Source organism: Streptococcus sp. FDAARGOS_256 (assembly GCF_002289235.2).
Lineage (GTDB): Bacteria > Bacillota > Bacilli > Lactobacillales > Streptococcaceae > Streptococcus.
This window is the reverse complement of record NZ_NTGM02000001.1, coordinates 1932670-1954919: the sequence shown is the minus strand read 5'-3', so window position 1 is coordinate 1954919 and position 22250 is coordinate 1932670. Positions and strand designations below refer to the sequence as shown.

The 22250-nt window shown below is 40.9% G+C and carries 26 protein-coding genes and 2 pseudogenes; all 28 read right to left on the bottom strand.

The genetic code is table 11. From position 1 onward, the window contains the following. Nucleotides 1–12: 12 nt before the first annotated feature. Nucleotides 13–2664 (bottom strand): valine--tRNA ligase, encoded by a 2652-nt coding sequence (locus A6J84_RS09785; RefSeq protein ID WP_095726466.1) that lies wholly within the window; start codon nt 2662–2664, stop codon nt 13–15. An 18-nt stretch (nt 2665–2682) separates the two neighbouring features. Then, complete coding sequence (locus tag A6J84_RS09780; RefSeq protein ID WP_000995845.1) at nt 2683–3747, bottom strand: hypothetical protein; 1065 nt, start codon at nt 3745–3747, stop codon at nt 2683–2685. A 3-nt stretch (nt 3748–3750) separates the two neighbouring features. Further along, complete coding sequence (locus A6J84_RS09775; protein WP_000196169.1) at nt 3751–4314, bottom strand: GNAT family N-acetyltransferase; 564 nt, start codon at nt 4312–4314, stop codon at nt 3751–3753. Nucleotides 4315–4590: 276 nt separating this feature from the next. Beyond that, nucleotides 4591–4986 (bottom strand): helix-hairpin-helix domain-containing protein, encoded by a 396-nt coding sequence (locus tag A6J84_RS09770; protein WP_000038699.1) that lies wholly within the window; start codon nt 4984–4986, stop codon nt 4591–4593. 97 nt (nt 4987–5083) lie between these two features. Further along, nucleotides 5084–5338 carry a DUF1912 family protein gene (locus A6J84_RS09765; RefSeq protein WP_000119707.1) on the bottom strand — a complete coding sequence of 85 codons (255 nt, stop codon included), beginning with the start codon at nt 5336–5338 and terminating at the stop codon, nt 5084–5086. Between the two features lie 9 nt (nt 5339–5347). After that, complete coding sequence (locus A6J84_RS09760) at nt 5348–6682, bottom strand: DUF438 domain-containing protein (RefSeq protein WP_049478918.1); 1335 nt, start codon at nt 6680–6682, stop codon at nt 5348–5350. Then, the gene (locus tag A6J84_RS09755; RefSeq protein ID WP_000368739.1) at nt 6682–6915 is read right to left on the bottom strand and encodes a DUF1858 domain-containing protein; all 234 of its coding nucleotides are present in this window, start codon (nt 6913–6915) and stop codon (nt 6682–6684) included. The genes A6J84_RS09760 and A6J84_RS09755 overlap by 1 nt, the downstream gene beginning before the upstream one ends. Nucleotides 6916–7175: 260 nt before the next feature. Beyond that, nucleotides 7176–7358: a hypothetical protein gene (locus tag A6J84_RS09745; protein ID WP_049479740.1), complete on the bottom strand. Its 183-nt coding sequence runs from the start codon at nt 7356–7358 to the stop codon at nt 7176–7178. Nucleotide 7359: 1 nt separating this feature from the next. Further along, entirely contained in the window at nt 7360–8139 is a 780-nt protein-coding gene (locus A6J84_RS09740; protein WP_001118422.1) for a hypothetical protein, read from the bottom strand. Between the two features lie 257 nt (nt 8140–8396). Further along, the gene (rbfA, locus tag A6J84_RS09730) at nt 8397–8747 is read right to left on the bottom strand and encodes a 30S ribosome-binding factor RbfA (RefSeq protein ID WP_095726465.1); all 351 of its coding nucleotides are present in this window, start codon (nt 8745–8747) and stop codon (nt 8397–8399) included. 165 nt (nt 8748–8912) lie between these two features. Then, complete coding sequence (infB, locus tag A6J84_RS09725; RefSeq protein ID WP_095726464.1) at nt 8913–11699, bottom strand: translation initiation factor IF-2; 2787 nt, start codon at nt 11697–11699, stop codon at nt 8913–8915. 16 nt (nt 11700–11715) lie between these two features. Further along, a complete protein-coding gene (locus tag A6J84_RS09720; protein WP_001041399.1) occupies nt 11716–12015 on the bottom strand; it encodes a YlxQ-related RNA-binding protein in 300 nt (99 codons plus the stop codon). Next, nucleotides 12008–12301, bottom strand: a complete 294-nt coding sequence (gene rnpM / locus A6J84_RS09715; protein WP_000857560.1) for an RNase P modulator RnpM — start codon at nt 12299–12301, stop codon at nt 12008–12010. The genes A6J84_RS09720 and rnpM overlap by 8 nt, the downstream gene beginning before the upstream one ends. A gap of 21 nt (nt 12302–12322) precedes the next feature. After that, on the bottom strand, nt 12323–13459 hold the full coding sequence (nusA, locus tag A6J84_RS09710; RefSeq protein WP_000032281.1) for a transcription termination factor NusA: 1137 nt from the start codon (nt 13457–13459) through the stop codon (nt 12323–12325). Between the two features lie 42 nt (nt 13460–13501). After that, nucleotides 13502–13981 carry a ribosome maturation factor RimP gene (gene rimP / locus A6J84_RS09705; RefSeq protein ID WP_095726463.1) on the bottom strand — a complete coding sequence of 160 codons (480 nt, stop codon included), beginning with the start codon at nt 13979–13981 and terminating at the stop codon, nt 13502–13504. 126 nt (nt 13982–14107) lie between these two features. After that, nucleotides 14108–14743, bottom strand: coding sequence for a tRNA (guanosine(46)-N7)-methyltransferase TrmB (trmB, locus tag A6J84_RS09700; protein WP_095726462.1), 636 nt, complete (start codon nt 14741–14743; stop codon nt 14108–14110). After that, nucleotides 14740–15534, bottom strand: a complete 795-nt coding sequence (ccrZ, locus tag A6J84_RS09695; protein WP_070800400.1) for a cell cycle regulator CcrZ — start codon at nt 15532–15534, stop codon at nt 14740–14742. The genes trmB and ccrZ overlap by 4 nt, the downstream gene beginning before the upstream one ends. A 163-nt stretch (nt 15535–15697) precedes the next feature. Continuing rightward, nucleotides 15698–16309, bottom strand: a complete 612-nt coding sequence (locus tag A6J84_RS09690) for a CPBP family intramembrane glutamic endopeptidase (protein ID WP_070800399.1) — start codon at nt 16307–16309, stop codon at nt 15698–15700. Between the two features lie 30 nt (nt 16310–16339). Beyond that, on the bottom strand, nt 16340–16588 hold the full coding sequence (blpZ, locus tag A6J84_RS09685; protein ID WP_061454541.1) for an immunity protein BlpZ: 249 nt from the start codon (nt 16586–16588) through the stop codon (nt 16340–16342). Between the two features lie 42 nt (nt 16589–16630). Then, nucleotides 16631–17320, bottom strand: coding sequence for a CPBP family intramembrane glutamic endopeptidase (locus A6J84_RS09680; RefSeq protein ID WP_070800398.1), 690 nt, complete (start codon nt 17318–17320; stop codon nt 16631–16633). Between the two features lie 31 nt (nt 17321–17351). Beyond that, a complete protein-coding gene (locus A6J84_RS09675; protein ID WP_070800397.1) occupies nt 17352–17585 on the bottom strand; it encodes a ComC/BlpC family leader-containing pheromone/bacteriocin in 234 nt (77 codons plus the stop codon). A gap of 352 nt (nt 17586–17937) precedes the next feature. Continuing rightward, nucleotides 17938–18200 (bottom strand): annotated as a pseudogene (locus A6J84_RS09665) (lysostaphin resistance A-like protein); the annotation flags it as partial. Between the two features lie 576 nt (nt 18201–18776). Continuing rightward, the gene (locus A6J84_RS09655) at nt 18777–18986 is read right to left on the bottom strand and encodes a Blp family class II bacteriocin (protein ID WP_095726461.1); all 210 of its coding nucleotides are present in this window, start codon (nt 18984–18986) and stop codon (nt 18777–18779) included. Between the two features lie 15 nt (nt 18987–19001). After that, a complete protein-coding gene (locus A6J84_RS09650; protein ID WP_095726460.1) occupies nt 19002–19250 on the bottom strand; it encodes a Blp family class II bacteriocin in 249 nt (82 codons plus the stop codon). Nucleotides 19251–19496: 246 nt separating this feature from the next. Then, nucleotides 19497–20519 (bottom strand): thioredoxin domain-containing protein, encoded by a 1023-nt coding sequence (locus A6J84_RS09645; RefSeq protein ID WP_095726459.1) that lies wholly within the window; start codon nt 20517–20519, stop codon nt 19497–19499. A gap of 579 nt (nt 20520–21098) precedes the next feature. Next, nucleotides 21099–21503 (bottom strand): annotated as a pseudogene (locus A6J84_RS10340) (immunity protein). A gap of 29 nt (nt 21504–21532) precedes the next feature. Then, nucleotides 21533–21853: a role in replication gene (locus A6J84_RS09625; RefSeq protein ID WP_095726456.1), complete on the bottom strand. Its 321-nt coding sequence runs from the start codon at nt 21851–21853 to the stop codon at nt 21533–21535. A gap of 14 nt (nt 21854–21867) precedes the next feature. After that, a complete protein-coding gene (locus tag A6J84_RS09620) occupies nt 21868–22095 on the bottom strand; it encodes a bacteriocin class II family protein (RefSeq protein ID WP_070800393.1) in 228 nt (75 codons plus the stop codon). Between the last annotated feature and the right edge of the window lie 155 nt (nt 22096–22250).

Genomic DNA, 22250 nt, shown 5'->3' with positions numbered 1-22250 from the left:
AGGTTTCTTTATTTATTTCACCAACTTCTTCATCTCATCAATTCGTGCGACGGTCGCGTCGTATTTAGCTTGGTAGTCGGCTTGTTTGTCGCGTTCTTTTTGGACGACTTCTGGTTTGGCATTGGCTACGAAGCGTTCGTTAGAGAGCTTCTTGCCGACCATATCCAGTTCTTTTTGCCATTTAGCCAGTTCCTTGTCGAGACGAGCCAATTCTTCTTCGACATTGAGAAGGTCTGCCAGTGGCAAGTAGATTTCTGCTCCTGTGATGACGCTTGACATAGCGAGTTCAGGTGCAGGGATGTTTGATGCGATTTCCAAGTGTTCTGGATTTGTGAAGCGTTTGATGTAGTTGACATTGCTGTTAAAGAAGGCTTCCAAGTCGCTATCGCTAGTCTTCACAAGGATGGTGATAGGCTTGCTTGGCGCTACATTTACTTCAGCACGCGCATTCCGAACAGCACGAATCAAGTCTTTGAGGCTTTCTACACCAGTGTGAGCCGCAAGGTCTTCAAAGGCTGGGTTAACAGTTGGGTAAGCAGCTGTAACGATAGAACCTTCTGAGATTTGTCCAAAGATTTCCTCTGTCACGAATGGCATGATTGGGTGGAGAAGACGAAGGATCTTGTCCAAAGTATAAAGGAGAACAGAGCGTGTGATGACTTTCTCTTCTTCATTATCGCTATAAAGGACTTCCTTAGTCAACTCAACGTACCAGTCCGCAAACTCATCCCAGATGAAGTTGTAGAGGATATGTCCAGCCACACCAAACTCAAACTTGTCAAAGTTTTCAGTAACTTTGCCGATCGTTTCATTAAGGTTGTGGAGAATCCAGCGGTCTGTGACATTTCCAGCTTCCTTGTTAACAACTTTTTCCACATTGGCAGTTGCTTGCTCAAGGGTCAAACCTTCATTGTTCATGAGGATGTAGCGAGAGATGTTCCAGATTTTGTTAATGAAGTTCCATGAGGCATCCATTTTCTCGTAAGAGAAGCGCACGTCTTGCCCTGGCGCAGAACCGTTTGAAAGGAACCAACGAAGGCTATCTGTTCCGTACTTATCAATAACATCCATTGGATCAATCCCGTTACCGAGGGATTTAGACATCTTGCGTCCTTGCTCATCACGAATGAGACCATGAATCAAGGCATTTTTGAATGGCGACTTGCCAGTAAATTCCAAACCTTGGAAAATCATCCGAGACACCCAGAACGGAATAATATCATAACCAGTCACCAAAGTTGATGTTGGATAATAACGTTTAAAGTCTTCTGAGTCGACATCCGGCCAGCCCATGGTAGAGAATGGCCAAAGGGCAGAACTGAACCACGTATCCAATACGTCCTCATCCTGAGTCCATCCGTCACCTTCTGGAGCTTCTTCACCGACATATATTTCACCCTCAGCATTGTACCAAGCAGGGATTTGGTGACCCCACCAGAGCTGACGAGAGATTACCCAGTCATGGACATTTTCCATCCATTGGAGGAAGGTATCGTTGAAACGAGGTGGGTAGAATTCTACCTTGTCCTCTGTATCTTGGTTGGCAATGGCATTCTTAGCCAATTGGTCCATCTTGACGAACCACTGAGTAGACAAGCGTGGCTCAACCACAACACCTGTACGCTCTGAGTGACCAACGCTGTGGACACGTTTTTCAATTTTAACAAGAGCACCAATTTCTTCCAACTTGGCAACAACTGCCTTACGAGCTTCAAAGCGATCCATACCTGCAAGTTCGAAGGCTAAGTCATTCATCGTTCCGTCATCGTTCATCACGTTAACTTGTGGCAAGTTGTGGCGTTGACCAACCAAGAAATCGTTTGGATCGTGGGCAGGCGTAATTTTCACGACACCAGTACCAAACTCAGGATCAGCGTGTTCATCCCCAACGATTGGGATCAGTTTATTAGCGATTGGAAGGATAACGTTTTTACCGATCAAGTCCTTGTAGCGAGGATCTTCTGGATTGACCGCAACCGCAACGTCCCCAAACATGGTCTCAGGACGAGTGGTCGCAACTTCAAGGGCGCGTGAGCCATCTTCCAGCATGTAGTTCATGTGGTAGAAGGCACCTTCGACATCCTTGTGAATCACCTCGATATCAGAAAGAGCTGTGCGAGCTGCTGGGTCCCAGTTGATAATAAACTCACCACGGTAGATCCAGCCTTTTTTGTAAAGGTCCACAAAGACCTTACGAACCGCTTTTGACAAACCTTCATCAAGAGTGAAACGCTCACGAGAGTAGTCTACAGAGAGCCCCATCTTGCCCCATTGTTCCTTGATAGTAGTGGCATATTCGTCTTTCCATTCCCAGACTTTCTCGAGGAATTTCTCACGACCAAGGTCATAGCGGGAAATGCCCTCACCACGCAAGCGCTCCTCAACTTTAGCTTGAGTCGCAATCCCCGCGTGGTCCATCCCTGGAAGCCAAAGCGTATCAAAACCTTGCATGCGTTTTTGACGGATGATGATATCCTGTAAAGTCGTGTCCCAAGCGTGACCAAGGTGGAGTTTACCAGTTACGTTTGGTGGTGGAATCACGATAGAATAAGGCTTAGCCTTTTTATCGCCTGAAGGCTTGAAAACATCGGCATCAAGCCATTTTTGGTAACGACCAGCCTCAACCTCGGCTGGATTGTATTTAGGTGAAAGTTCTTTAGACATGTGTGTTCTCCTTAATAATTAGTTTCTTTTTAATTTCTTGTTTAGTTTCTTATTTATTTTCTTGCGTAATTTTATCTGTTCTTTTTTTAGTTTATTAACATCTTCTTTTGTTATATTATACTTTATATCCCATGATTTTTGTTTCAATCTAGAGTTTAAATTATAAATTTCGTAATATTTTAACTCTAAATCAGTCCTATTTTTTTCTATCTTTTTTATTTGAGAAATATATTTATAGTCTATATTAAAAATTTGATAAATAAGCAAAAGTTCGGAAGAAATTATAATTAACATCAAAATTAACGGGAAGATATTTACCAGAAAATTCAATTTAAATAGATTATAAAAATTTAATAAAATAAATGTTAAATAAAGTGAATAAAGATAAGGTGATACAAATCCTACTAAAAAGGTTAACATTAAAATAGTTTTTTCTTTAGGCGAATCAAAATTGAGTTTAGATAGAAATTCTATTAGGTGCGGTTGTAAAAATAAAAGAATAACTGAAAATAATGATAAATACATATTTACTTCATTATTCACATTTCCCGCCCAAAATAACATTATTAAGTTTAGAATTATCAATCCCCATCTTAAAAAATTCCATAAGAAATTATTATTAATTCTAACCTCATTTTTTGAACGTTCCCAATCATATTTCAAGAGTAACCTTAAATACTGACTGAGTATTTGCGATTTTTCTTCTGAGTAATCAAAATCATTTAAAAGGTCCCAAATATGTCCATCTTTCATGTAATACTCATTAGTATATTTAATATTTCTACAATAGCCGTATGGATTGATTTGTGTTCTAAGACTATTTACTGCAGATTCCCTATTTTCTCCATTTAGCAAATCAACAATTATCAACTTTATGTTTTTTCTCCATTCAGAGCGTTCTTTAGTAATATAATCAAGTTGATTTCTTTTACTATTATTAACAAACACTAAAATCGCACTCAAGATAGCCCCTATTCCTGCTCCACTAATTAGAGTAATAATCTGGCTTGTTTCCAATCCTCTCACCTCGCTTTCGAAATTCTTCAATACATCCCAACTGTTCGATTTTCTCGAACAGTTCAACTATCAACTTCTAGCTTCCCACTCACTCCTCAGCAAGCCATATATCAAACTGTCACAACGATTGCCTTGGGCATCTTTGCGTTCTCTTATGCGAGCTTCGAGGGTAAAGCCTAATTTTTCCGCGACTCGTTGACTTTGGGCATTGTAGCCAAAGCAAGTCATCTCAATCTTATGAAGACCCAGTTCTTTAAAAGCTAGGTCAATCAAGGCACGCGCTGCTTCTGGAACATAACCTAGACCCCAATGGTCTGGATGTAAGATATAGCCAATCTCCAAGACATCATCCTCGTGACGACGAGGGAAATCAACAGAGCCGATGACCTTATCGGTTCCTTTAACGACAATTCCATAGCCCGCTGGGAGATTGTTCTTTTCATTACGCTCGGGCAGAATATGCTCCAGATAATAAATCTCATCTTCCAAGCTCTTGACGGGGTGAAATGCTGCTGGATAGGCGACCTCTGGGAGACTGGCGTAGGCATGGATATCCTCGGCATCAGCCACTGTTCGGACTCGTAAAACGAGACGTTCTGTTTCGATTCTTTCTGGCAACTCTGCTCTTGTCATCCTTCTACCTCGCTTTCTACAAAAAATCGTCCCTGCCATATCCATGACAGGGACGAATGTGCTTATCCGCGGTACCACCCAATTTCGGGCAAAGCCCGCAACTCTCGTCTTTAAAACAAAAAGACATTTTTATTTCATTTTCAGTCATTAGCAACTAGTTTTGACACATTTGTGGACTTCTCAGCACCGCCACTTTCTGTAAAATGTGGGATTCAAAACACCTCTAATGGCTCTATTGTAGCAAGTTTTTCTCGGAAATGCAAGGGGCAAGAAAGATTACTTGAAGCTGATTCCGTGCTCTTTTAATTTCTTAATGGTAGCTGGGCCAATTCCTTTCAAAGCAAGGAGTTCTTTTTCAGTCCAGTTTTTAAAGTCAGCAGCCGACTTGATCCCCTCATCATAGAAAGTCTTAGCACGATCTACTGAGAGGCCACCCAAAGTAGCTGCGAAATCTTCTACTGAATTGGCTACTTTTTGAGCTTGTTCCTTGGTCGCTTCTACTGCTTGTTCCACTTTTTTAGAGACAACTTTTCCTGCTTCGCTGGCAGATTTTTCTGCGTGTTTCACGACTTTTTTGGTCTCTTCGACAACTTTGGTCACCGTACTTGAAAAGGCACCTGAGCGACGAAGGCTATTTCGCAATTGTTTTTTACGTTGGAGTTTCTTTGACATGATAAAATCCTTTCAATAAAAAATCCCTGCTCTGACAAGGATTTAATAAAGATATTCTATCAAGATTTTGGGAAAAAATCAAGAAAGTATCTGTATTTTAATAGTTTCGCTCACCAAACAATCCTTCTGGCAAATCATGGAATCCCTTGCCTGCCTTGAAATTTTCGAACTTACCAAGCAAGAACTGGTAGGCATCCAAGCGACTTTCGTAGCGAATCATGGCATCTTTGGCACGTTCGTCTTGGTCTTCTTCGTAGACCTTTTGACTTTCCTTGTGCGCCATGTCGTTGATCATGATCTGGGTATTGACCCAAGCTTCAAATTCCTTCATAAATTCCTGTTCGTAACTCATTGATTCTCCTTATTCTAATCCACGGAAGAAGTCCGTATCAATCTCTCGGTAGGGCTGGATATCCTGAACATACTCCAACACGCCTTGGAATTCCCCGTTTTCATCGTGTACCGCAGCATAGGTAATGTGGACAAACTTGCCTCGCGAATCTGACTTGAACCACATTTCATACTTGTCCTTGACCCCTTCACGAAGACCTTGCATAACGGCCTTCACCTTTTCTAGATATTTGGGCGGATGGCAGAGTTCTACATTGCGCCCGACTTGGGACGGCGTCCGTTTGAAAATCATCTCATCAGCTGGCGTATTGTCATTGTAATACTGAAAAATATCGTCTTTATTGACAAAAGTGATCTCCATAGGGAGGTGATTGAGGATGAGATTGGCCTGCTCGACGGAGAGATAACCATTGCCAAAAGCCTGTTGACTATGACGGTCCAGCACTGCTTCCTTTTCCTTAGGGGTAAAGGTAATGGTGAACTGGCCTTCTGGTGTATCGATAACTTGCTGAACTTGACCTTCAGCCGTGTCCAGCTGCACGGGCTCCTCTGCACTCTTTTCCTCAACGAAACTCTGTCGTTCTGGCACCCATTTCTCGGACGGACGAATGATGGCATAGCCGTAGGCATTGCTCTCCTCCGCAATCTGAATCCAGTCATCCTGGGTGAAAGACTCAAGGAGAATCATGAGGAGGATGGACTCTTCCTTGAAAATCATACTTTCAAACTCTGTCGCAAAAGCTTCAAAGGCCTCCTTTACAGTGGAAATCGCCACTTCTGGTAGTGCCTTAGCCGTCGCTAGAGCTGTCTGAAAGAGTTCTCTGATCTGATCGTCCACTCCCCACATGACTTTAGGAGGTGAATCGTGACCATAGCGCTCCATGATGGGAAAAAAGAGCTCTTCCTTGCGCTGATAATGGATGTCAAATTGCCCCAACAGCCCCATTTGACGTACCAAGCCCTTGCGCATCTCTGCCAGCATTTCCTCATCTTCCATAGACTCATAGGTATCCAACAGTCTCCGAATGCGAATCAAAGCTGCACGGAGAGCTAGATTTTCATCCTTGAAGACGCGAACGGGGTGGCCAGGATGCTCGGTATCCTCTACTTCGACACCCTTAACTGCATTTTTAAAAAGATTAGCATGGACATCACAGAGTTCCATGACATCTTCAAAGGTGACTCCTGAGTCTGAGTTCATCAGCTCGTGCTCCATGAGGGAAATCTCGATAGCTGAAACACCTGTAAAAGTCGCATCAAAACGCTCCTGAACCGACTCAGGAGAGGCACCATTGTGCAATTCTAGCAAAATATCCCGTAGGATATGAATCCGTTCATCTGCCATTAGTCTAATCCAATCACTTCATAGCCGTTTGCTTCTAGCGTGCGGACAATCTTGTCCATAGGAGTTCCTTCGAGTTTAGAACCCTGCTTAAGCGATACTTTGCGCCCAACAGTGTTGCGCATCAAGGGATTAGCAAGTGGTTTAAAACCGAGCTCTACTAGGATTTCCAAGACTTCCGGGTGCTTGTCTACCACTTCTGCAACGGGAATTGACACATCGATGATATTGTCCATGACGACCTCCATGTATGTTCTAATACTCAATGAAAATCAAAGAGCAAACTAGGAAGCTAGCCGCAGGTTGCTCAAAACAGTGTTTTGAGGTTGTGGATAGAACTGACGAAGTCAGTAACCATACCTACGGCAAGGTGAAGCTGACGTGGTTTGAAGAGATTTTCGAAGAGTATAAAATGATTTTACTGCTTATATTATACCATATGGAAAGAGATTAAAAAACTAGCAGAAGAGTTCCTGCTAGTTTCTTTCATTTCAAGTTATTCCTTATCATCTGGTTTTGCGAGCCACTGGGCTACATCCATCAGCTTGTCAGCAAGCAGTACTTTCCCGAAACCTACTAGAGCATTGTCATCTCTTTTCATGTTCTTCAGGACTTTGATGCTTTGCATCACAAAAAAGTAATTCCCGTAAGTCTTGGTCAGAATTTTAATGAATCCCATATTACTCTCCTTCGATGATTTCGACCTCTTTTCGGATAGTATCAACGTCTCTTTGATATTGCACTTCATTGTAGTTGACTAGCTTGGACAATTCCTGTTGCAATCTTTCTCCCATCGGTTTCATGGTCGCAAAGGTTAAGCCACCAGAAATGACTCCACCTAGGATAGGAATCACTTTCCCCATCCCTTTAGCTAGGCCTCCTTTTGTCAGATTGACACCAAAAATTTTCAAAACTTTTTCTAAAATTGGATACCAAAGAGTTTTTGTCAAGGCTTTCTTGTTCACTACTTTTATGACTTGCTTGGCTACTGTCACACCGCCTGATCGAAGCAGGGCACCTGCGCCATTTACTCCCAGCATCACACCGAGATACAGTAGGAGTGTGTTTTTAGCTTCCTCGCTTAACTCATTGCGCGATGCCCAGAGATCATCAAATCCGTAAATATACCCTAGTTCCTGAGCTAGCTTTAACGAGAAAGCGTAAAACTGGGCTACATCTGTCGGAATAGTAATCGCCATGACAAGGCCTCCAGGTAAACCTGCCAAAACCGAAGTTCCACTGGCTAACAGGACATTGTCCTTAATACAGGCCTTTGCCACTCGGTCCAAGCTTTCCTGAGGTAACAAAGAAGTTGGCCCTTGTTCTAATAAGGTTGCAATATCCTTGCGATCTAATTCCTTGGAAAACTTTTCTACTAAAAATTTCTCTCGATCAACTTTGACTACGGGTAGTTTCACCACTTGTTGTAGTACTTGCATAGCTATATCTTGTTTAGCCATATATCTCTCCGTTTTTCATTTATATCAAGCTTTATCATATCATACTATTTGAAATTTACAAATTTTTTAAACTGCGTTTTACAAGGGCAATATATCGATGATTAGCAAACAAACTACTCCGACAAGAAAAAAGAGGGGAATCCCCTCTTTCTTATACTCAATGAAAATCAAAGAGCAAACTAGGAAGCTAGCCGCAGGCTGTACTTGAGTACGGAAAGGCGACGCTGACATGGTTTGAATTTGATTTTCGAAGAGTATTAGTTCTTATCCAGATTGCGTAGCATTGCGTCAATCTTGTTTCCATATTCAATGGATTCGTCTTTGACGAAGCTCAAATCTGGGATTTTGTACAATTTCAAATTGCGACCAAGTTCACGTTTGATGGTACCAGTTGCTTTCTCAAGCCCGATTTGAGCTTTTTGATTATCCGAAGCAAGATTACTCAAAATGGTGTAGTAAACCTTGGCAACAGACAAGTCACCCAGCATCTGAACATCTGTAATGGTCACACCTTGGACACGCGGATCACGGACCTTCTTTTGCAAAATCTCATTGACTTCACGCTTGATTTCCATGCCCACACGATCCGTACGGAAATGATTTGCCATGATATTCCTTTCTCTACTTTGAACCAAAAGCTAGGCCAGCAGACCTAGCTATTTTTAATAGATAGAGGAACTAGAGCCATTTGAATCTAGGAAACAAGCCTTTGATAGAACTAAAGTTCATCAAGGCGCTGTTGACAACGAGTCAAATCGGCTATCGTTTCTCTATTATCGTTTGATTTCTTCCATGATATAAGCCTCAATCACATCATCAGTCTTGATATCATTGTAGCCATCAATCATCAATCCACCTTCACGACCGTTTGTAACTTCTTTGACGTCGTCTTTGTAGTGTTTCAAGCTTGCGAGTTCGCCATCATAGATTACGACACCGTCACGGATAACACGGACTTTAGAATCACGGGTAACCTTACCGTTGATAACCATGAATCCACCGATAGTTCCGACTTTAGATACCTTAAAGGTTTCACGGATAACTGCTTCACCGATAACTTTTTCTTCGAATTCAGGATCAAGCATCCCTTTCATGGCTTCTTCCATCTCTTCGATAACCTTATAGATAATGCTGTGGAGACGGATTTCTACATCGTCAGCTTCAGCTTGTTGACGCGCTTGTGGTGTAGGGCGTACGTTGAAACCAACGATAAAGGCATTGGAAGCTTCGGCAAGAGTCACGTCAGACTCATTGATAGCACCGACTGCTGAGTGAACGATAGTAACCTTCACACCTTCCACATCAATTTTTTGAAGTGAGGCAGAAAGGGCTTCAACAGAACCTTGTACGTCGGCCTTGATGATAACGTTAACAGACTTAAGCTCACCAGCTTTAAGCGTATCAAAGAGGTTTTCAAGGCTGACACGTTGGGTAGCTTGGCGTTGTTTCATGAGGGCACGTTTTGCACGTTCTTCACCGGCCGCACGCGCAGATTTTTCATCTTCGTAAACGGCAAAGTGGTCACCAGCCATTGGCGCTTCGTTTAGACCTGTGATAGAAACCGGCGTTGATGGGCCTGCGACCTTGACACGACGACCAAGATCATTGGTCATGGCACGGACACGACCGAAGGTATTTCCGACAACGATTGGGTCTTGGACATTCAAGGTACCTTGTTGCACAAGAAGGGTTGCGACCGCACCTTTCCCTTTATCCAAACGAGCTTCGATAACTGTACCGATCGCACGCACTGTTGGGTCTGCCTTGAGTTCTTGGATTTCAGCTACAAGAAGGACTGTTTCCAACAATTCTTCGATATTTTGGTTGAATTTAGCTGAGATTTCAACAAATTCAGAATCTCCACCCCAAGCTGTTGACATAACCCCATGCTCAGCCAATTCACCGATAACGCGTTCTGGGTTGGCACCTGGTTTATCAATCTTGTTGATAGCCACGATAATTGGAACGTTGGCCGCTTTTGAGTGGTTGATGGCTTCGATAGTCTGAGGCATAACCCCATCGTCGGCCGCTACGACCAAGATGGTAATATCGGTAACAGATGCACCACGCGCACGCATAGAAGTAAAGGCCGCGTGTCCTGGTGTATCAAGGAAGGTGATCTTCTTGCCATTTTCCACAATTTGGTAGGCACCGATATGCTGAGTGATACCACCTGCTTCACCTGTCGCAACACGAGAGTTACGAAGGGTATCCAAGAGGGTTGTTTTACCATGGTCAACATGTCCCATGATGGTTACAACTGGTGGACGCTCAACCAATTCATCTTCGTTAAGATAGCCATCTTCGACAAAGAAACGTTCGATGTCGGCATTATCCACTTCAACCTTTTGTTTGGCTTCAATACCATAATCCACCATGAGGAGTTCAATGGTTTCCCCATCCAAGGATTGGTTTTGTGTAGCCATGACACCCATCATAAAGAGTTTCTTAACGATTTCAGCTGGTTCACGTTTGATACGTTTTGCGATTTCCGCAACAGTCATACCATCTGTATACTCAAATTCTGTTGGCAATTCATGGAACTTACGCTCTGTAACAGGTTTTGGAGTCTGGTTACGGTTGTTTTGCTTGTTCCCTTTTTTATTTTTCTTATTGTTATTCCAGTTACTATTTCTTTGATTTCTCACTTGATTCTGACTACTTCGATTCTTTTGTTGTTTTCTAGGACCATCTTCTTCGTGATCATAATCGTCACGTTCTTTGTCTGGTCGAGCTTGTTTTTTACGACGTGTATCCACTGGCGCTTCTTTCGCTACAGGAGCTACTGTTACGGCTGGCTGCGTTTGTTCAGCTAGCTTAGCAGCTTCTTCAAAGATTTCCTCTGGTTCCTTGCGTTTGTTAGCTTGAGCCAAGGCTTCTTTGGCAGCTTGCGATTGTTTGAAGCGCTCCTCGCTTGAGCGTGCGTACTCTGCATTTTGCTCTGCTTTTAGGGCTGCTGCACGGGCTTTAAAGTCAACACGTGGTCCAGCTTGTTTTGGCTGGAAGTCTTGTTGCTGACGGCGATCATTGCCACGATTCCCTTGACCTTGTGGTTTTTTCCCTTGGTCGTTAAATCGACGATTGTCGCGGTTCCCTTGACCAGGTTTACCACCATTACGGCCGTCATTTTTCTGACGGTTGCCGTTTTGTTGTTGGTCACGGTTGTTGCCCTTGTTTTGTTTGCGTCGCTCTGCCTGCTCTTTGGCACGCGCCTCACGCTCCGCCTTGAAGTTTCGACTCTGTGGTCTTGCGGCCACTACTGTTTCTTCCTTAGGAGCTGCAGGTGTAGCTGATTTGCTTTCTTCCTTTGCGGCAGCTGGTTTAGATGATGCAGGCTTTTCAGCTTTCTTTTCTACACTTGCTTTTGGTGCTGCAGGTTTTGCTTCTGCCTTAGGAGCAGGTGCAGGTTTAAAGCTAGCTGCGATTTGCTCAGCAGCAGCAGCTTCCACGCTCGATGAGTGGCTTTTCACATCCAAGCCCAACTCTTTTGCACGCGCTACAACTTCTTTACTTTCTTTTCCAAGTTCTTTTGCGATTTCGTACAATCTTTTCTTAGACAAATCATGTCCTCCTCTTCTATTCCATAAGAGACCTCATTTTCTTTGTAAATCCAGCATCTGTCACAGCCAAAACCTTTCGCGATTTTCCGACTGCTATGCTTAATTCCAGTGTTGAAAACACGGTTATAACTTCTACTTGATAATAGTCACTTTTATCTTGAATCTTCTTGGTCAGATTAGGACCAGCATCCTGTGCTAGAAAGACTAGCTTGGCTTTCTGGTCTTGGATGGCTTTGACCACCAATTCCTCACCTGATATGATCCGGCCTGCTCGTTGAGCAAGTCCCAAGAGATTGCTTATCTTTTGCTTATTCAAGTCCTAACTCTCTTCTTTTCACTTTGTGATCCACATAAGCGATCAACTCGTCATAAAAGCTTTCTTCCACTTCCATGTTAAAGCTGCGGTTAAAGACTTTCTTCTTTTTTGCCTCTAGGGCTTCTGCATTGTCTAGCTTGATATAAGCGCCACGGCCATTGGCCTTGCCTGTCGGATCGATAAAAACCTGTCCTTCTTTGTTCTTGACAATGCGGAGTAAATCTCGCTTATCAATCACTTCATTGGATACAACAGACTTGCGCAAAGGGATTTTTCTTGTTTTCATCTTTCCCTCCTCTAGCAGCTTTTATTCTTCCGTCAATTCGTCCGCAACTGCGTAATCCACTTGACCTGCTTCTTCCATAGCTTCAAACTCACTAGCAGACTTGATATCGATACGGTAACCTGTCAAATGAGCCGCCAAGCGAACGTTTTGTCCACGACGACCGATAGCAAGAGAAAGCTTGTTATCAGGCACAACGACTAAGGCACGTTTGCTGTCATTTTCATCAAAGATAACTTGGTCAACCTCAGCAGGAGCGATGGCATTGTAGATAAACTCAGCTGGATCTGCTACCCACTCGATAACGTCGATGTTTTCTTCAACAGGAATCATACGGTCACTCTTGGCATCGTAACGAGCTGGGTGGAATTTGCTGGTGATTTTCTTGATGTTGGCACCACCACGTCCAACGATTGTCCCAATAGCGTCCACGTTTGGATTGTGGCTACGAACGGCAACTTTCGTACGGTCACCAGCTTCGCGGGCTACGCTCATGATTTCAACAGTTCCATCGTAAACTTCTGGAATTTCTTGCTCCATCAAGCGTTTGATCATTTCAGGATGGCTACGGCTAACAAAGACATTGACACCACGAGGGTTGTCTTCAACCTTGTAAACGTAGACTTCGATACGGTCATGGGAAGCAAACACCTCTCCAGGAATTTGGTCTTGTTTTGATAATTGGGCTTCGATGCTGCCAAGGTTGACGTAAATAAAGCGGTTGTCAAATCGTTCTACCGTACCAGACATGATTTCTTGCTCATGTTCTTTGTAAGTATTATAAGTGATGGCACGTGTTTGCTTGCGCATTTTTTCCATGATGGTTTGTTTGGCAGATTGGGCTGCTACACGACCAAACTCAGCTGGTGCTTCTTCAAACTTGATTTTGTCACCAAGCTCATAGGCTGAATTAATGGCAAGAGCATCCTTCAAGCTGATCTCCAAACGGCTATCAAATACTTCATCAACAACTTCACGGACAGTATAAACTGTAAAGTCTCCTGTTTTTTCATTGAAGTCGATAGCTACGCTATCAGATTGACCATAGCGTCTGCGATAAGCGGAACGAAGCGACTCTACTACTGCGTCGATGATGTCTTCTTTTTTGATTCCCTTGTCTTCTTCCAAAATGCGGAAGGCCTCTAGCATTTCTTTACTCATGTTCTTTTTACTTTTGAATCCTCAAAAGCTATCCTTTCTTTTCTATAGTTTTACTGCTAAACGTGCTTTTGATACTAAACTGTATGGAATTTGGACGGTTTTCTTACGCGTCTTGTCCATATATTCCATGGTCAACTGATCCTCTTCGAAGGCCAACAAGGTTCCTTCAAAGACCTTTTGCTTATCGATGGCTTGGTAGAGCCCGACATGGATGTATTTCCCAACCGCTCCAGCGACGGCATCCTTAGTTTTCAAAGGACGTTCCAAGCCTGGACTGGTGATTTCTAGGAAATATTGTTCTGGGAAGGGATCTGGCTTGATGGTGTCTAGGACAGGACTGATAATTTCTGTCAAGTCCGCCGTGTCGTTCAAGGTAATTCCTTCAGGTTTATCTACAAAAATACTGAGAATCATGTCACTGCCAATCTTTCCATACTCGATATCCACGAGCTCGAAAGGTGCTTGGATGACAGGTTCTACAACTTCTCTGACTAATTCTACGATTGTTGCGATTGCGTCCACCTCCTCATAAGCAAGAGGCGAAGATATCTCCCCGCCTCTCTTTCTTATATTCTTACTATCAGTATAGCACGTTTGTCAATTTATGTAAAGCATTAGCACTCAAACAGCTGGTTTTCAAGCTATTTCTTAAAATTCTGCCTCAACTCGGTAGATCACTTGACCCTTGCTTGAGAATTTTTGCTCATACTCTGTCATGACATTGCCTTCAAAATCACTGGCATGCAAGTCCAGCCAGACACCATTGAGTTTCATGCCATACTGAGAAAAGCTCACTAGACTGTACTCAAACAAGCCACGGTTATCTGTCTTGAAATGGACTTCCCCATTCTCAGGCAAAATACGCTTGAAGGTATCCAAGAAACTCTTGTAAGTCAAACGACGCTTTTCATGGCGCTTTTTGGGCCAAGGATCCGAAAAATTCAAATAGAGGCGGTCAATCTCACCGTCTTCAAAGTAGTCAGTCAGATCTGAACCATCTACCCACAGCAATTTGATATTTGGCACTCCAACTTCAAGCACCTTGTCTAAGGCATAACTCAATACCGACTTTTGAATGTCAATCCCGATGTAGTTGATGTCAGGATTTTGCTTGGCCATTCCTGATACGAAGGCCCCTTTCCCACTTCCAACCTCTACATGAATAGGATGATCATTTCCAAACAAGTCTCGCCATTTCCCTTTAGCTTCCAAGGGATTGAGGACCACATACTGAGGATTGGCCTCTAGTAATTCTGTCGCCCCTTTACGATTTCTAACTCTCATCTCTTCTTTCCATACTTGTCACGGAAGACGCGCAAGGCATAAATCTCCCGGTTTACATTGTCTAAATCTTGATTTTCACAGTATTTGGCAATCTGGTTCAAATAAGAATACTGACCATACCAATACAATTTATCTAACACTGTCTGATTGTACTTATAGCCGTAGTCTCTCAACCATTGGCGCCACTGATGATCCGGAATGTAGTGGCATAGCAAATGCGCCACATCAAACATACGATCCGTCAGACGAACCGAATCCCAATCCACTAGATAAACGAGTCCACTCTCTGTTTCAATCCAATTACTATGACGAAGATCCCCGTGCACAATCGTTGCATGGTCTTCCCTAAAACCTGGAACCGTCTTACCTAGCTCAGCAATCACACTGTTCAAATAGTGGTTCTGCTTCAAGATTTCTGGAACTCCTTGCTGCCAAGAACGTAGCAAATCAACTGGTGTTTCCATGGTATAGCCCAAACGGCTCAACTGCTTCATCAAGGGACGCGAGCGGTGAAGGCGGTTCAAGATATTGATAATCTGCTTGCGATTCATGTCGTAAGGGGTCAATATTTTGCCCATCAACCATTCCTGAGCACACATATCACTGCCATCTGGCAAACGACGAGTCCATAGTAATTGAGGAGCGATTTGTTCTCTGGCTAGGCCAGGTAGGATTGGAGAGGTGTTCATTTTTACAAAGACGCGCTTCCCATCAGGGTAGCTTCCCATATAAGCCTTGCCGCTCTTCCCAGGTATAGGGGTCAGCGTTAGCTCATTATCACCCAAGTCCATTTCTTTCCTCCGTATAAAGTTTCCTTACTATTCTACTAGTTTTTGGTCTATTCGTCAACCGCTTCACACCCGATTCCCAAAGAAAAGCATCTCAATTGATTCAGGCTATCATTATAGCTTAAAGAAGGCAAGCACCGTCTTTCTGCTTACCTTTTCATGATTTTTAGAAATAAGTTAAAAGTGGCAAACTGTTGTAAGACATGTGGACTAGAGTAGAAACCCACAAATTTTGGCTCTTTTTGTAAGCAAAGCCCAGCAACAAGCTCCCAAGTAGATAATAGAAAAACGAAGGCACATCATAAGGTTCATGCATGAAAGAAAAGAGAGAGGAAGTCAGTACAAGCCCTAACCAAGAATTTTCAAATATAGCCCCCTGAAGAAGTCCTCTGAACATGAGTTCCTCCTGGATTGGTCCCAAAACTATAACACTTACAATAAAGGAAAGCGGAAGCCCTTTACTCGTTTCCTCAAGGTGTTGAGCCGAGGCACCAGATGCAACTGAGAAAAAAGCATAATAGCCTATATTTACCAGCACCGTGAGAAGAAAGATTCCAATGAACAGCAAGAGTTGTTTCTTACTTAAAATCCCAAAAGAAATCATATCAAACCATCTCGCATAGCCAAAACTAAGGAAAAGCAAGAGACTCTTTATAATAATGAATGTGTACTGGTGTTGAAAATAATCCCCTTGATTAATGGAATAACCCGCTGCACCAACGATTGCAAATACTAAAAATCCAAAAAACAAGGCATGACACTTATTGAAAATGGCCATAAAGCTATCCTCCTCAACAAACAAACTTTCCTACAAGTCATCCTTTAGCTCTAGTCTTTCCAAAACAAACCATTTTAGTAACCAAAATCCGATAACATAACCAGCTCCTAAGAATATAGCCATAAAAGCTAACATGGGATTCAGGGAAGAAAAGACCGCCGCAGATACAAAGGTTAACACAAAAACATTAAAGGCAATGGTATCAGAAGCCAAGACTAGAATATAAGGTGTCAACCAGTCTAAAGTTTTTGAATCTAGAAAAAATAAGTGTTTATACATGATGAACTCCTCTATGGCTGAAAAGTAAACCTTTTGGTTTTTTCACCCCAAGACCCTATGTAGAAAAGTGAGCAAAAATGGTAATGTCGCTACGATATTATTGATAACATGCACCGCATAGGATGGATAAATGCTCTTGGTATAGCGGGTCAAACCAGCAAAGATGATTCCAACTGTTGCAAAGACGAAGATATCTAACAGACTAGGTAGGCTTGAAAAATGAGGGAGAGCAAATAAAATAGAAGGAAGAAGCAAATCAAGACCAAATCGCGAATGCTTAAAGAAAGCGTGTTGCAGTAATCCTCTATAGATTAACTCTTCCATCAGTGGAACCAGAAAGAACAGGGCTATATAAATACCTAGCTCTGCAAAGTTAGTCCCACTATAACCAATCAATACAGCCCAACCTTCCGCAGTTGACTGAACATGTTTAGCTGTCTGAACGTTAAAAGAGATCTGGAACACTACCACTAATACTGTCAAAATCGAATACCAAAACCATTTTTTTCTTGGAATGCGAAAGAGATAACCATGGCCTGTCTTAACAAGAACCACAATCATGACTCCAATAAAAAGTAAACTCAAGATATTTTGAATCCAGAATAAATTGCCTATCTGAGAAGAAAATTGCCAATAATTTTGAACGATGAGCGTTAGCTGAGAAAGGCCAAATACGAAAAATAGGTAGGATAAAATTGCACTTGTTTTGAATAGAAGCTGATACTTTTTCATAGAAATTCTTCCTCATTTCTTATATTTTAGCCTATATTCCACATAAATGAAAACCTGCTCCTATATAACCAAGGTCACGATAACCACGAGGGCAGGACCCACTTACTGGAAAAGGACCTGAATTTTTTAATATAGAAGGGTAAGAACCAAATGGACTTCCCTGATAAGCATACCCTCTATAAATATCAGATACATCTCCACCCTCTATATGATCAAGTATCTCAGTATCCATAATTTCAAATTGTTCCATCATTCTTGTATCCATGCCAAATACTCCTTTTTATTTTTAATTTTTGTCTTGTTGCAACTTTGACAAGTTTAGTATATCATCGTTTATTAATTTTTTTCATCCAAATCTTGAATTGTCATCGAAACATCTTGAATTACTCAAAGAGCACAATCTTCCCAATCAACTAATAAGAAGAGACTGGGACAAAAAGATTTTGATTTTAGGAATTCTATATTATAAATTTTTAAAATCGATAGATTAGACAAAAAAGCGAACAAGACAGAATTCTGAGTGTTAGATAACTGATTTTGTTCGCTTTTTATATTTAATATTAGACTTTTGTCCCAGTCTCTTCTTAAAATCGATAATTATTTTTACTCCACTATTTTTAGCTAAATATCCTGTGTAAAAAAGTCAGCAAAAATGGTGATGTCGCGACAATATTATTGATAACATGCACCGCATAAGATGGATAAATGCTCTTGGTATAGCGGGTCAAACCGGCAAGGATGATTCCAAATGTTGCAAAGACGGAAATATCTAACAAACTAGGTAGGCTTGAAAAATGAGGAAGTGCAAATCAAGGCCAAATCGCGAATGTTTAAAAAAGGCGTGTTGAAGTAATCCTCTATAGATTAACTCTTCCATCAGTATACCTATTTGTGCTTTAGAGTGTGAAGCCACTTTATCCTCTAAACGTGTCTTACTATAACATTCCTGTTCTTTAAGCCACGATTTCGCTATGCCTTCTTCTCCCCGCTACCTCACGATAGTCAGGCTTGAGAATCGCTATTGAATTCACCGGTAGCGGGTGCACACGGAGGACTTACACATCAAATACACGACATGCCCGTCGTACTCAAAAAAGAAAGGACGAAATTCGTCCTTTCTCGATCTTAGCTTTTCTTCAACTCACTACAGTTGACAATGAGCCAAAGGATAGTTAATAACCTATTGAAGTGTCAAATGTTGCTAACTCCATTTATCTTCAAATTTAAAAAGACACATTATCGGAGTTATCAGTAAGAAAAAATCTAACCAATTCAGATAATTCATAATATAGGATATAATACCAGCCATAACGAAAAGGTACAAAGCCGTACGATATCCTCTCTTTGGGTTTTTATCAGCCTTGGTGTTAAAAATAATGTACACACAACAAATTGCAATGAGTATAAGCTGAATCATAGTTTCATTTAACATATTAATACCCATTCCTCTTTTAAACTATTTTGGGGGTCTCAATCCAAAAGCTATAATGCCACCTACTATAGCGCCCCCTGTTGCGCAAATAAAGTAAGCTTGAGGGCCTCCAGCGATACAAGATTGTCCTGCCTGAAATGCACCCGACAAGGCTCCTACAACTACATCTCCTCCCAATCCACCTCCAGAAATATTACTTAATTCTTGATTGTCTACTATTTTGTAATCAAACATAATTTCTACTCCCTTCTATGGCCAAATATTATCAGCAATTGCAGTAAAAGCACCACCAAGTTTAGCTCCAGCCCAAGCACAGCCAGCAGTCATAGCCCATGCGGAACCACCAGTAAGGAGTCCTCCTACCGTACACATAGCAACTCCGATACCTGCTCCATAGACAGCTCCTTTTCCTACTGTTCCCCAATCAGTTCCTCCCTCAATGCTAGCCAGCATTTCAGTATCCACAATCTCAAATTGTTCCATCATTTTTGTATTCATGACAAATACTCCTTTTTTTATTTTTAATTTTTTGTCCTGTTGCAACTTTGACAAGTTTAGTATATCACTGTATATTATATTTTTTCATCCAAATCTTGAATTGCCATCGAAACGTCTTGAATTGTTAAAAAATTTAAAAAGCAAGCATTAAAAACATGCTTGCCCTTTCACTCTTGTCTATAGGCAAATTCTAGCCATATGTTATTACAAACAAATAATATCATTGCACCTGTTTACCATCTATTTTTATTTATGAATTTTTTGTTTCACTTTAATCATTATAGAAGTCATAAGAAACGCGACAGCTAGCCGAATCAGTTGGTAACTTTCTTCCTCTCCTGTTTTCGGTAATAATTTTTCATTCGAAGTAATAGATTGGCTTCCCTTAACATCGGTTAAAGGAGTTTTATTTTCTTGAGCAGCATCAAAAATAGGTTTGAGAGTTTCCAATTGATTCTTATTGTCTAACATTGCTAAATCGCCAGATTGAGTAGTTTTAGCTTTGGAAGTTGAGTTTATACTCTCCACTTTCCCGCTATTTTCACTATTAGAATTGGGATTATCATTGGATATTTTCATTTCGGTTCTTTTTTCATCACTCATACCTTTGCTTTCACTTACAACTTTATCACTAGTACTCATGCTGTCATTTCTGGTTTTCTCATCATGCACATTTTCAGTTACTGTTTCCTCGGACGATGCTATTGTTTCCGTTTGCTTAGGTGAGTTTCTCGAGTACATATAATCATAAACCTGTTGTGCAGTCGCTCCGCCACCAACCCATCCAGATATCGGATGTCCATTTCTTAAATACAAAATTGTTGGTGTTCCTGGAATACCGACTTTTTTAAATAGAAACTCTCTCGCTTCCCCGTCAAAATCTTTACCATCCAAATCATAATACTCTAACTTCTTTTCAATCAGGTTATTAAATTCTTTCAATTCAGGAGAAAATTGACGACAATGAGAGCATGTTTTTCTACCAAAATATATAGTATGTTCCAATTGGTCCCCGGTAAAAGATTGACGAACGGCTTCAATATCTATCTTTTTAAATTCCGCAACATTCTGCTCATACTCTTCTGGGGTTACAATAGAAGGTTTATTCTCCACCTTTTCCTTAGTCGATGGCAAATCTGGTGCCACAAGAGAACTATCATTCGCCTGGATAGATGAAGTAGTCTGTTCTTCTGCATATACAGCACCTGTAGTAATAGATGCAAATACAAGTGGTACAAGTAATAGCGATTTTATCTTTTGTTTCTTCATAAGAATACTCCTTTACATTTGTTGTCTTTATCTTACCTTATTTAAGATTACAAATTCATATAAATCTTAAATGGTCATCAAAACATCTTGAATTGCAAAAACTTCATTAAAAAGGTAAGCATTTCGAAAACACTTACCCTTTTATACTTCATTAACCTCTACTTTTTATAATACTTCAACCCCCAAACGAAAGGAAGATGTTCCGTTTTTTAGCAAGAAAAGTTTTCATTTCTTTGCTCCTTTCTTTTTAGTTAAAGCAAAATAGATCATAACTGCAATCACATAAGCTATGGTATAAAATAGCTGATACCAAATACTTTCCCTAAGCGGATAAAGAAAGAGGGACATGATTAGATACAAGATGAAAATGATAAGTATTTTTTTCTTCATAAGATTTCCTCCTAAATGTGTGATTTATCTTAGTTGAGCAAGAACCTTTACACTGCTAGTATAGCACTCATTTTGACCTTGGATTACTCAAATCATGAATGGTCATCGAAACATCTTGAATTGCAAAAACTTCATTATAAAAGGGGTAAGTATTTCAAAAAAACTGACCCCTTTATACTTCATTAAGCTCTACTTTTTATAATACTTCAACCCCCAAACGAGCAGAAGCGTGATAATAAAGCATAGAATAGCTCCAATATAGGCGATTAGTTGTTGATAGGATTCTACTGCTGTGATACCTCTATACAAACAGATAATAGTCATAAAACATGTCAATCCTACGAACATTAGTTGATTGGCTCTAGGACTTATCAAACCATCATCTTCAAATTTTTTCACTCTCATTTACCTAGTGAGATAAACAACAGCCAAAATAGAAGTCAAGTTGATAACCACTAAAATAAATTGGTAGACTAAGGAAAAATTTAAAAATTGACGAGAGAGAAATAGATAAGTAGAGATTAGCAAAGGCAACTGACCTAGAAACAATCTCGTTAGAAATACGTTGCGTTTTTTAGCAAATATTTTTTCCATACCTAAACTCCATTACAATTAAATGATATCTAATCATTTTCTAAAATTTGATAACTTTTGTGAAATGTTTTAGCAGAAACAACTCTATGATTGGTGATATCTAGATAATCACCTGGGTAACCAAGAACATATATACCATAACCAGCGAATCCTCCTCCAACTGTTCCAACCAGACCAAACTTGATATTAGTTGTGAGAGAAGTATTAAGAGCCGCCATAAGAATGCGCACATGATTATCCAACCAAACCATATAATTTTTTTGAAAAGCTTCCTCTACCCAACTTGGTTTAGGAGTTGCTTGACCAATTTCCCAAACATCAACAATTTGATTCCCATATTTTGCCTTCATAGCTTCAATCCTTTTTAAATACCATTACATGAGTTTGGAGTTCCCCCTATACCATAAGGACTACATGGTTTCGAAGGATGTCTAATAGGCCACTTACCATTTAATTGATCCAAAGTTGGAGACGGTGCTAGTCCACCCAATAAACCAGAAAGCATATCTCCCCAACCTCCGAAACCTCCTTCAACTTTCGCAAGCATATCAGTATCCATAATCTCAAATTGTTCCATCATTTTTGTATTCATGACAAATACTCCTTTTTTTATTTTTAATTTTTTGTCCTGTTGCAACTTTGACAAGTTTAGTATATCATTGTTTGTTAAAGTTTTTCATCCAAATCTTGAATTGTCATCGAAACGTCTTGAATTAGCTTTTTATTTCAAAATACACCTATAGATTT

Bases quoted from the DNA above. Each gene is read 5' to 3' on its own strand.
- A6J84_RS09760 (WP_049478918.1), bottom strand. From the start codon at position 6,682: ATGGCAGATGAACGGATTCATATCCTACGGGATATTTTGCTAGAATTG.
- blpZ (WP_061454541.1), bottom strand. From the start codon at position 16,588: ATGTATAAACACTTATTTTTTCTAGATTCAAAAACTTTAGACTGGTTG.
- A6J84_RS09620 (WP_070800393.1), bottom strand. From the start codon at position 22,095: ATGAATACAAAAATGATGGAACAATTTGAGATTATGGATACTGATATG.
- A6J84_RS09740 (WP_001118422.1), bottom strand. From the start codon at position 8,139: ATGGCTAAACAAGATATAGCTATGCAAGTACTACAACAAGTGGTGAAA.
- A6J84_RS09745 (WP_049479740.1), bottom strand. From the start codon at position 7,358: ATGGGATTCATTAAAATTCTGACCAAGACTTACGGGAATTACTTTTTT.
- rbfA (WP_095726465.1), bottom strand. From the start codon at position 8,747: ATGGCAAATCATTTCCGTACGGATCGTGTGGGCATGGAAATCAAGCGT.
- A6J84_RS09690 (WP_070800399.1), bottom strand. From the start codon at position 16,309: ATGGCCATTTTCAATAAGTGTCATGCCTTGTTTTTTGGATTTTTAGTA.
- A6J84_RS09655 (WP_095726461.1), bottom strand. From the start codon at position 18,986: ATGTTTGATTACAAAATAGTAGACAATCAAGAATTAAGTAATATTTCT.
- A6J84_RS09680 (WP_070800398.1), bottom strand. From the start codon at position 17,320: ATGAAAAAGTATCAGCTTCTATTCAAAACAAGTGCAATTTTATCCTAC.
- A6J84_RS09785 (WP_095726466.1), bottom strand. From the start codon at position 2,664: ATGTCTAAAGAACTTTCACCTAAATACAATCCAGCCGAGGTTGAGGCT.
- A6J84_RS09650 (WP_095726460.1), bottom strand. From the start codon at position 19,250: ATGAATACAAAAATGATGGAACAATTTGAGATTGTGGATACTGAAATG.
- A6J84_RS09775 (WP_000196169.1), bottom strand. From the start codon at position 4,314: ATGACAAGAGCAGAGTTGCCAGAAAGAATCGAAACAGAACGTCTCGTT.
- A6J84_RS09755 (WP_000368739.1), bottom strand. From the start codon at position 6,915: ATGGACAATATCATCGATGTGTCAATTCCCGTTGCAGAAGTGGTAGAC.
- A6J84_RS09770 (WP_000038699.1), bottom strand. From the start codon at position 4,986: ATGTCAAAGAAACTCCAACGTAAAAAACAATTGCGAAATAGCCTTCGT.
- A6J84_RS09645 (WP_095726459.1), bottom strand. From the start codon at position 20,519: ATGAAGAAACAAAAGATAAAATCGCTATTACTTGTACCACTTGTATTT.
- rnpM (WP_000857560.1), bottom strand. From the start codon at position 12,301: ATGAAAACAAGAAAAATCCCTTTGCGCAAGTCTGTTGTATCCAATGAA.
- A6J84_RS09765 (WP_000119707.1), bottom strand. From the start codon at position 5,338: ATGAGTTACGAACAGGAATTTATGAAGGAATTTGAAGCTTGGGTCAAT.
- A6J84_RS09625 (WP_095726456.1), bottom strand. From the start codon at position 21,853: ATGAAGGCAAAATATGGGAATCAAATTGTTGATGTTTGGGAAATTGGT.
- A6J84_RS09675 (WP_070800397.1), bottom strand. From the start codon at position 17,585: ATGGATACAAGAATGATGGAACAATTTGAAATTATGGATACTGAGATA.
- ccrZ (WP_070800400.1), bottom strand. From the start codon at position 15,534: ATGGACTTGGGTGATAATGAGCTAACGCTGACCCCTATACCTGGGAAG.
- trmB (WP_095726462.1), bottom strand. From the start codon at position 14,743: ATGAGAGTTAGAAATCGTAAAGGGGCGACAGAATTACTAGAGGCCAAT.
- nusA (WP_000032281.1), bottom strand. From the start codon at position 13,459: ATGAGTAAAGAAATGCTAGAGGCCTTCCGCATTTTGGAAGAAGACAAG.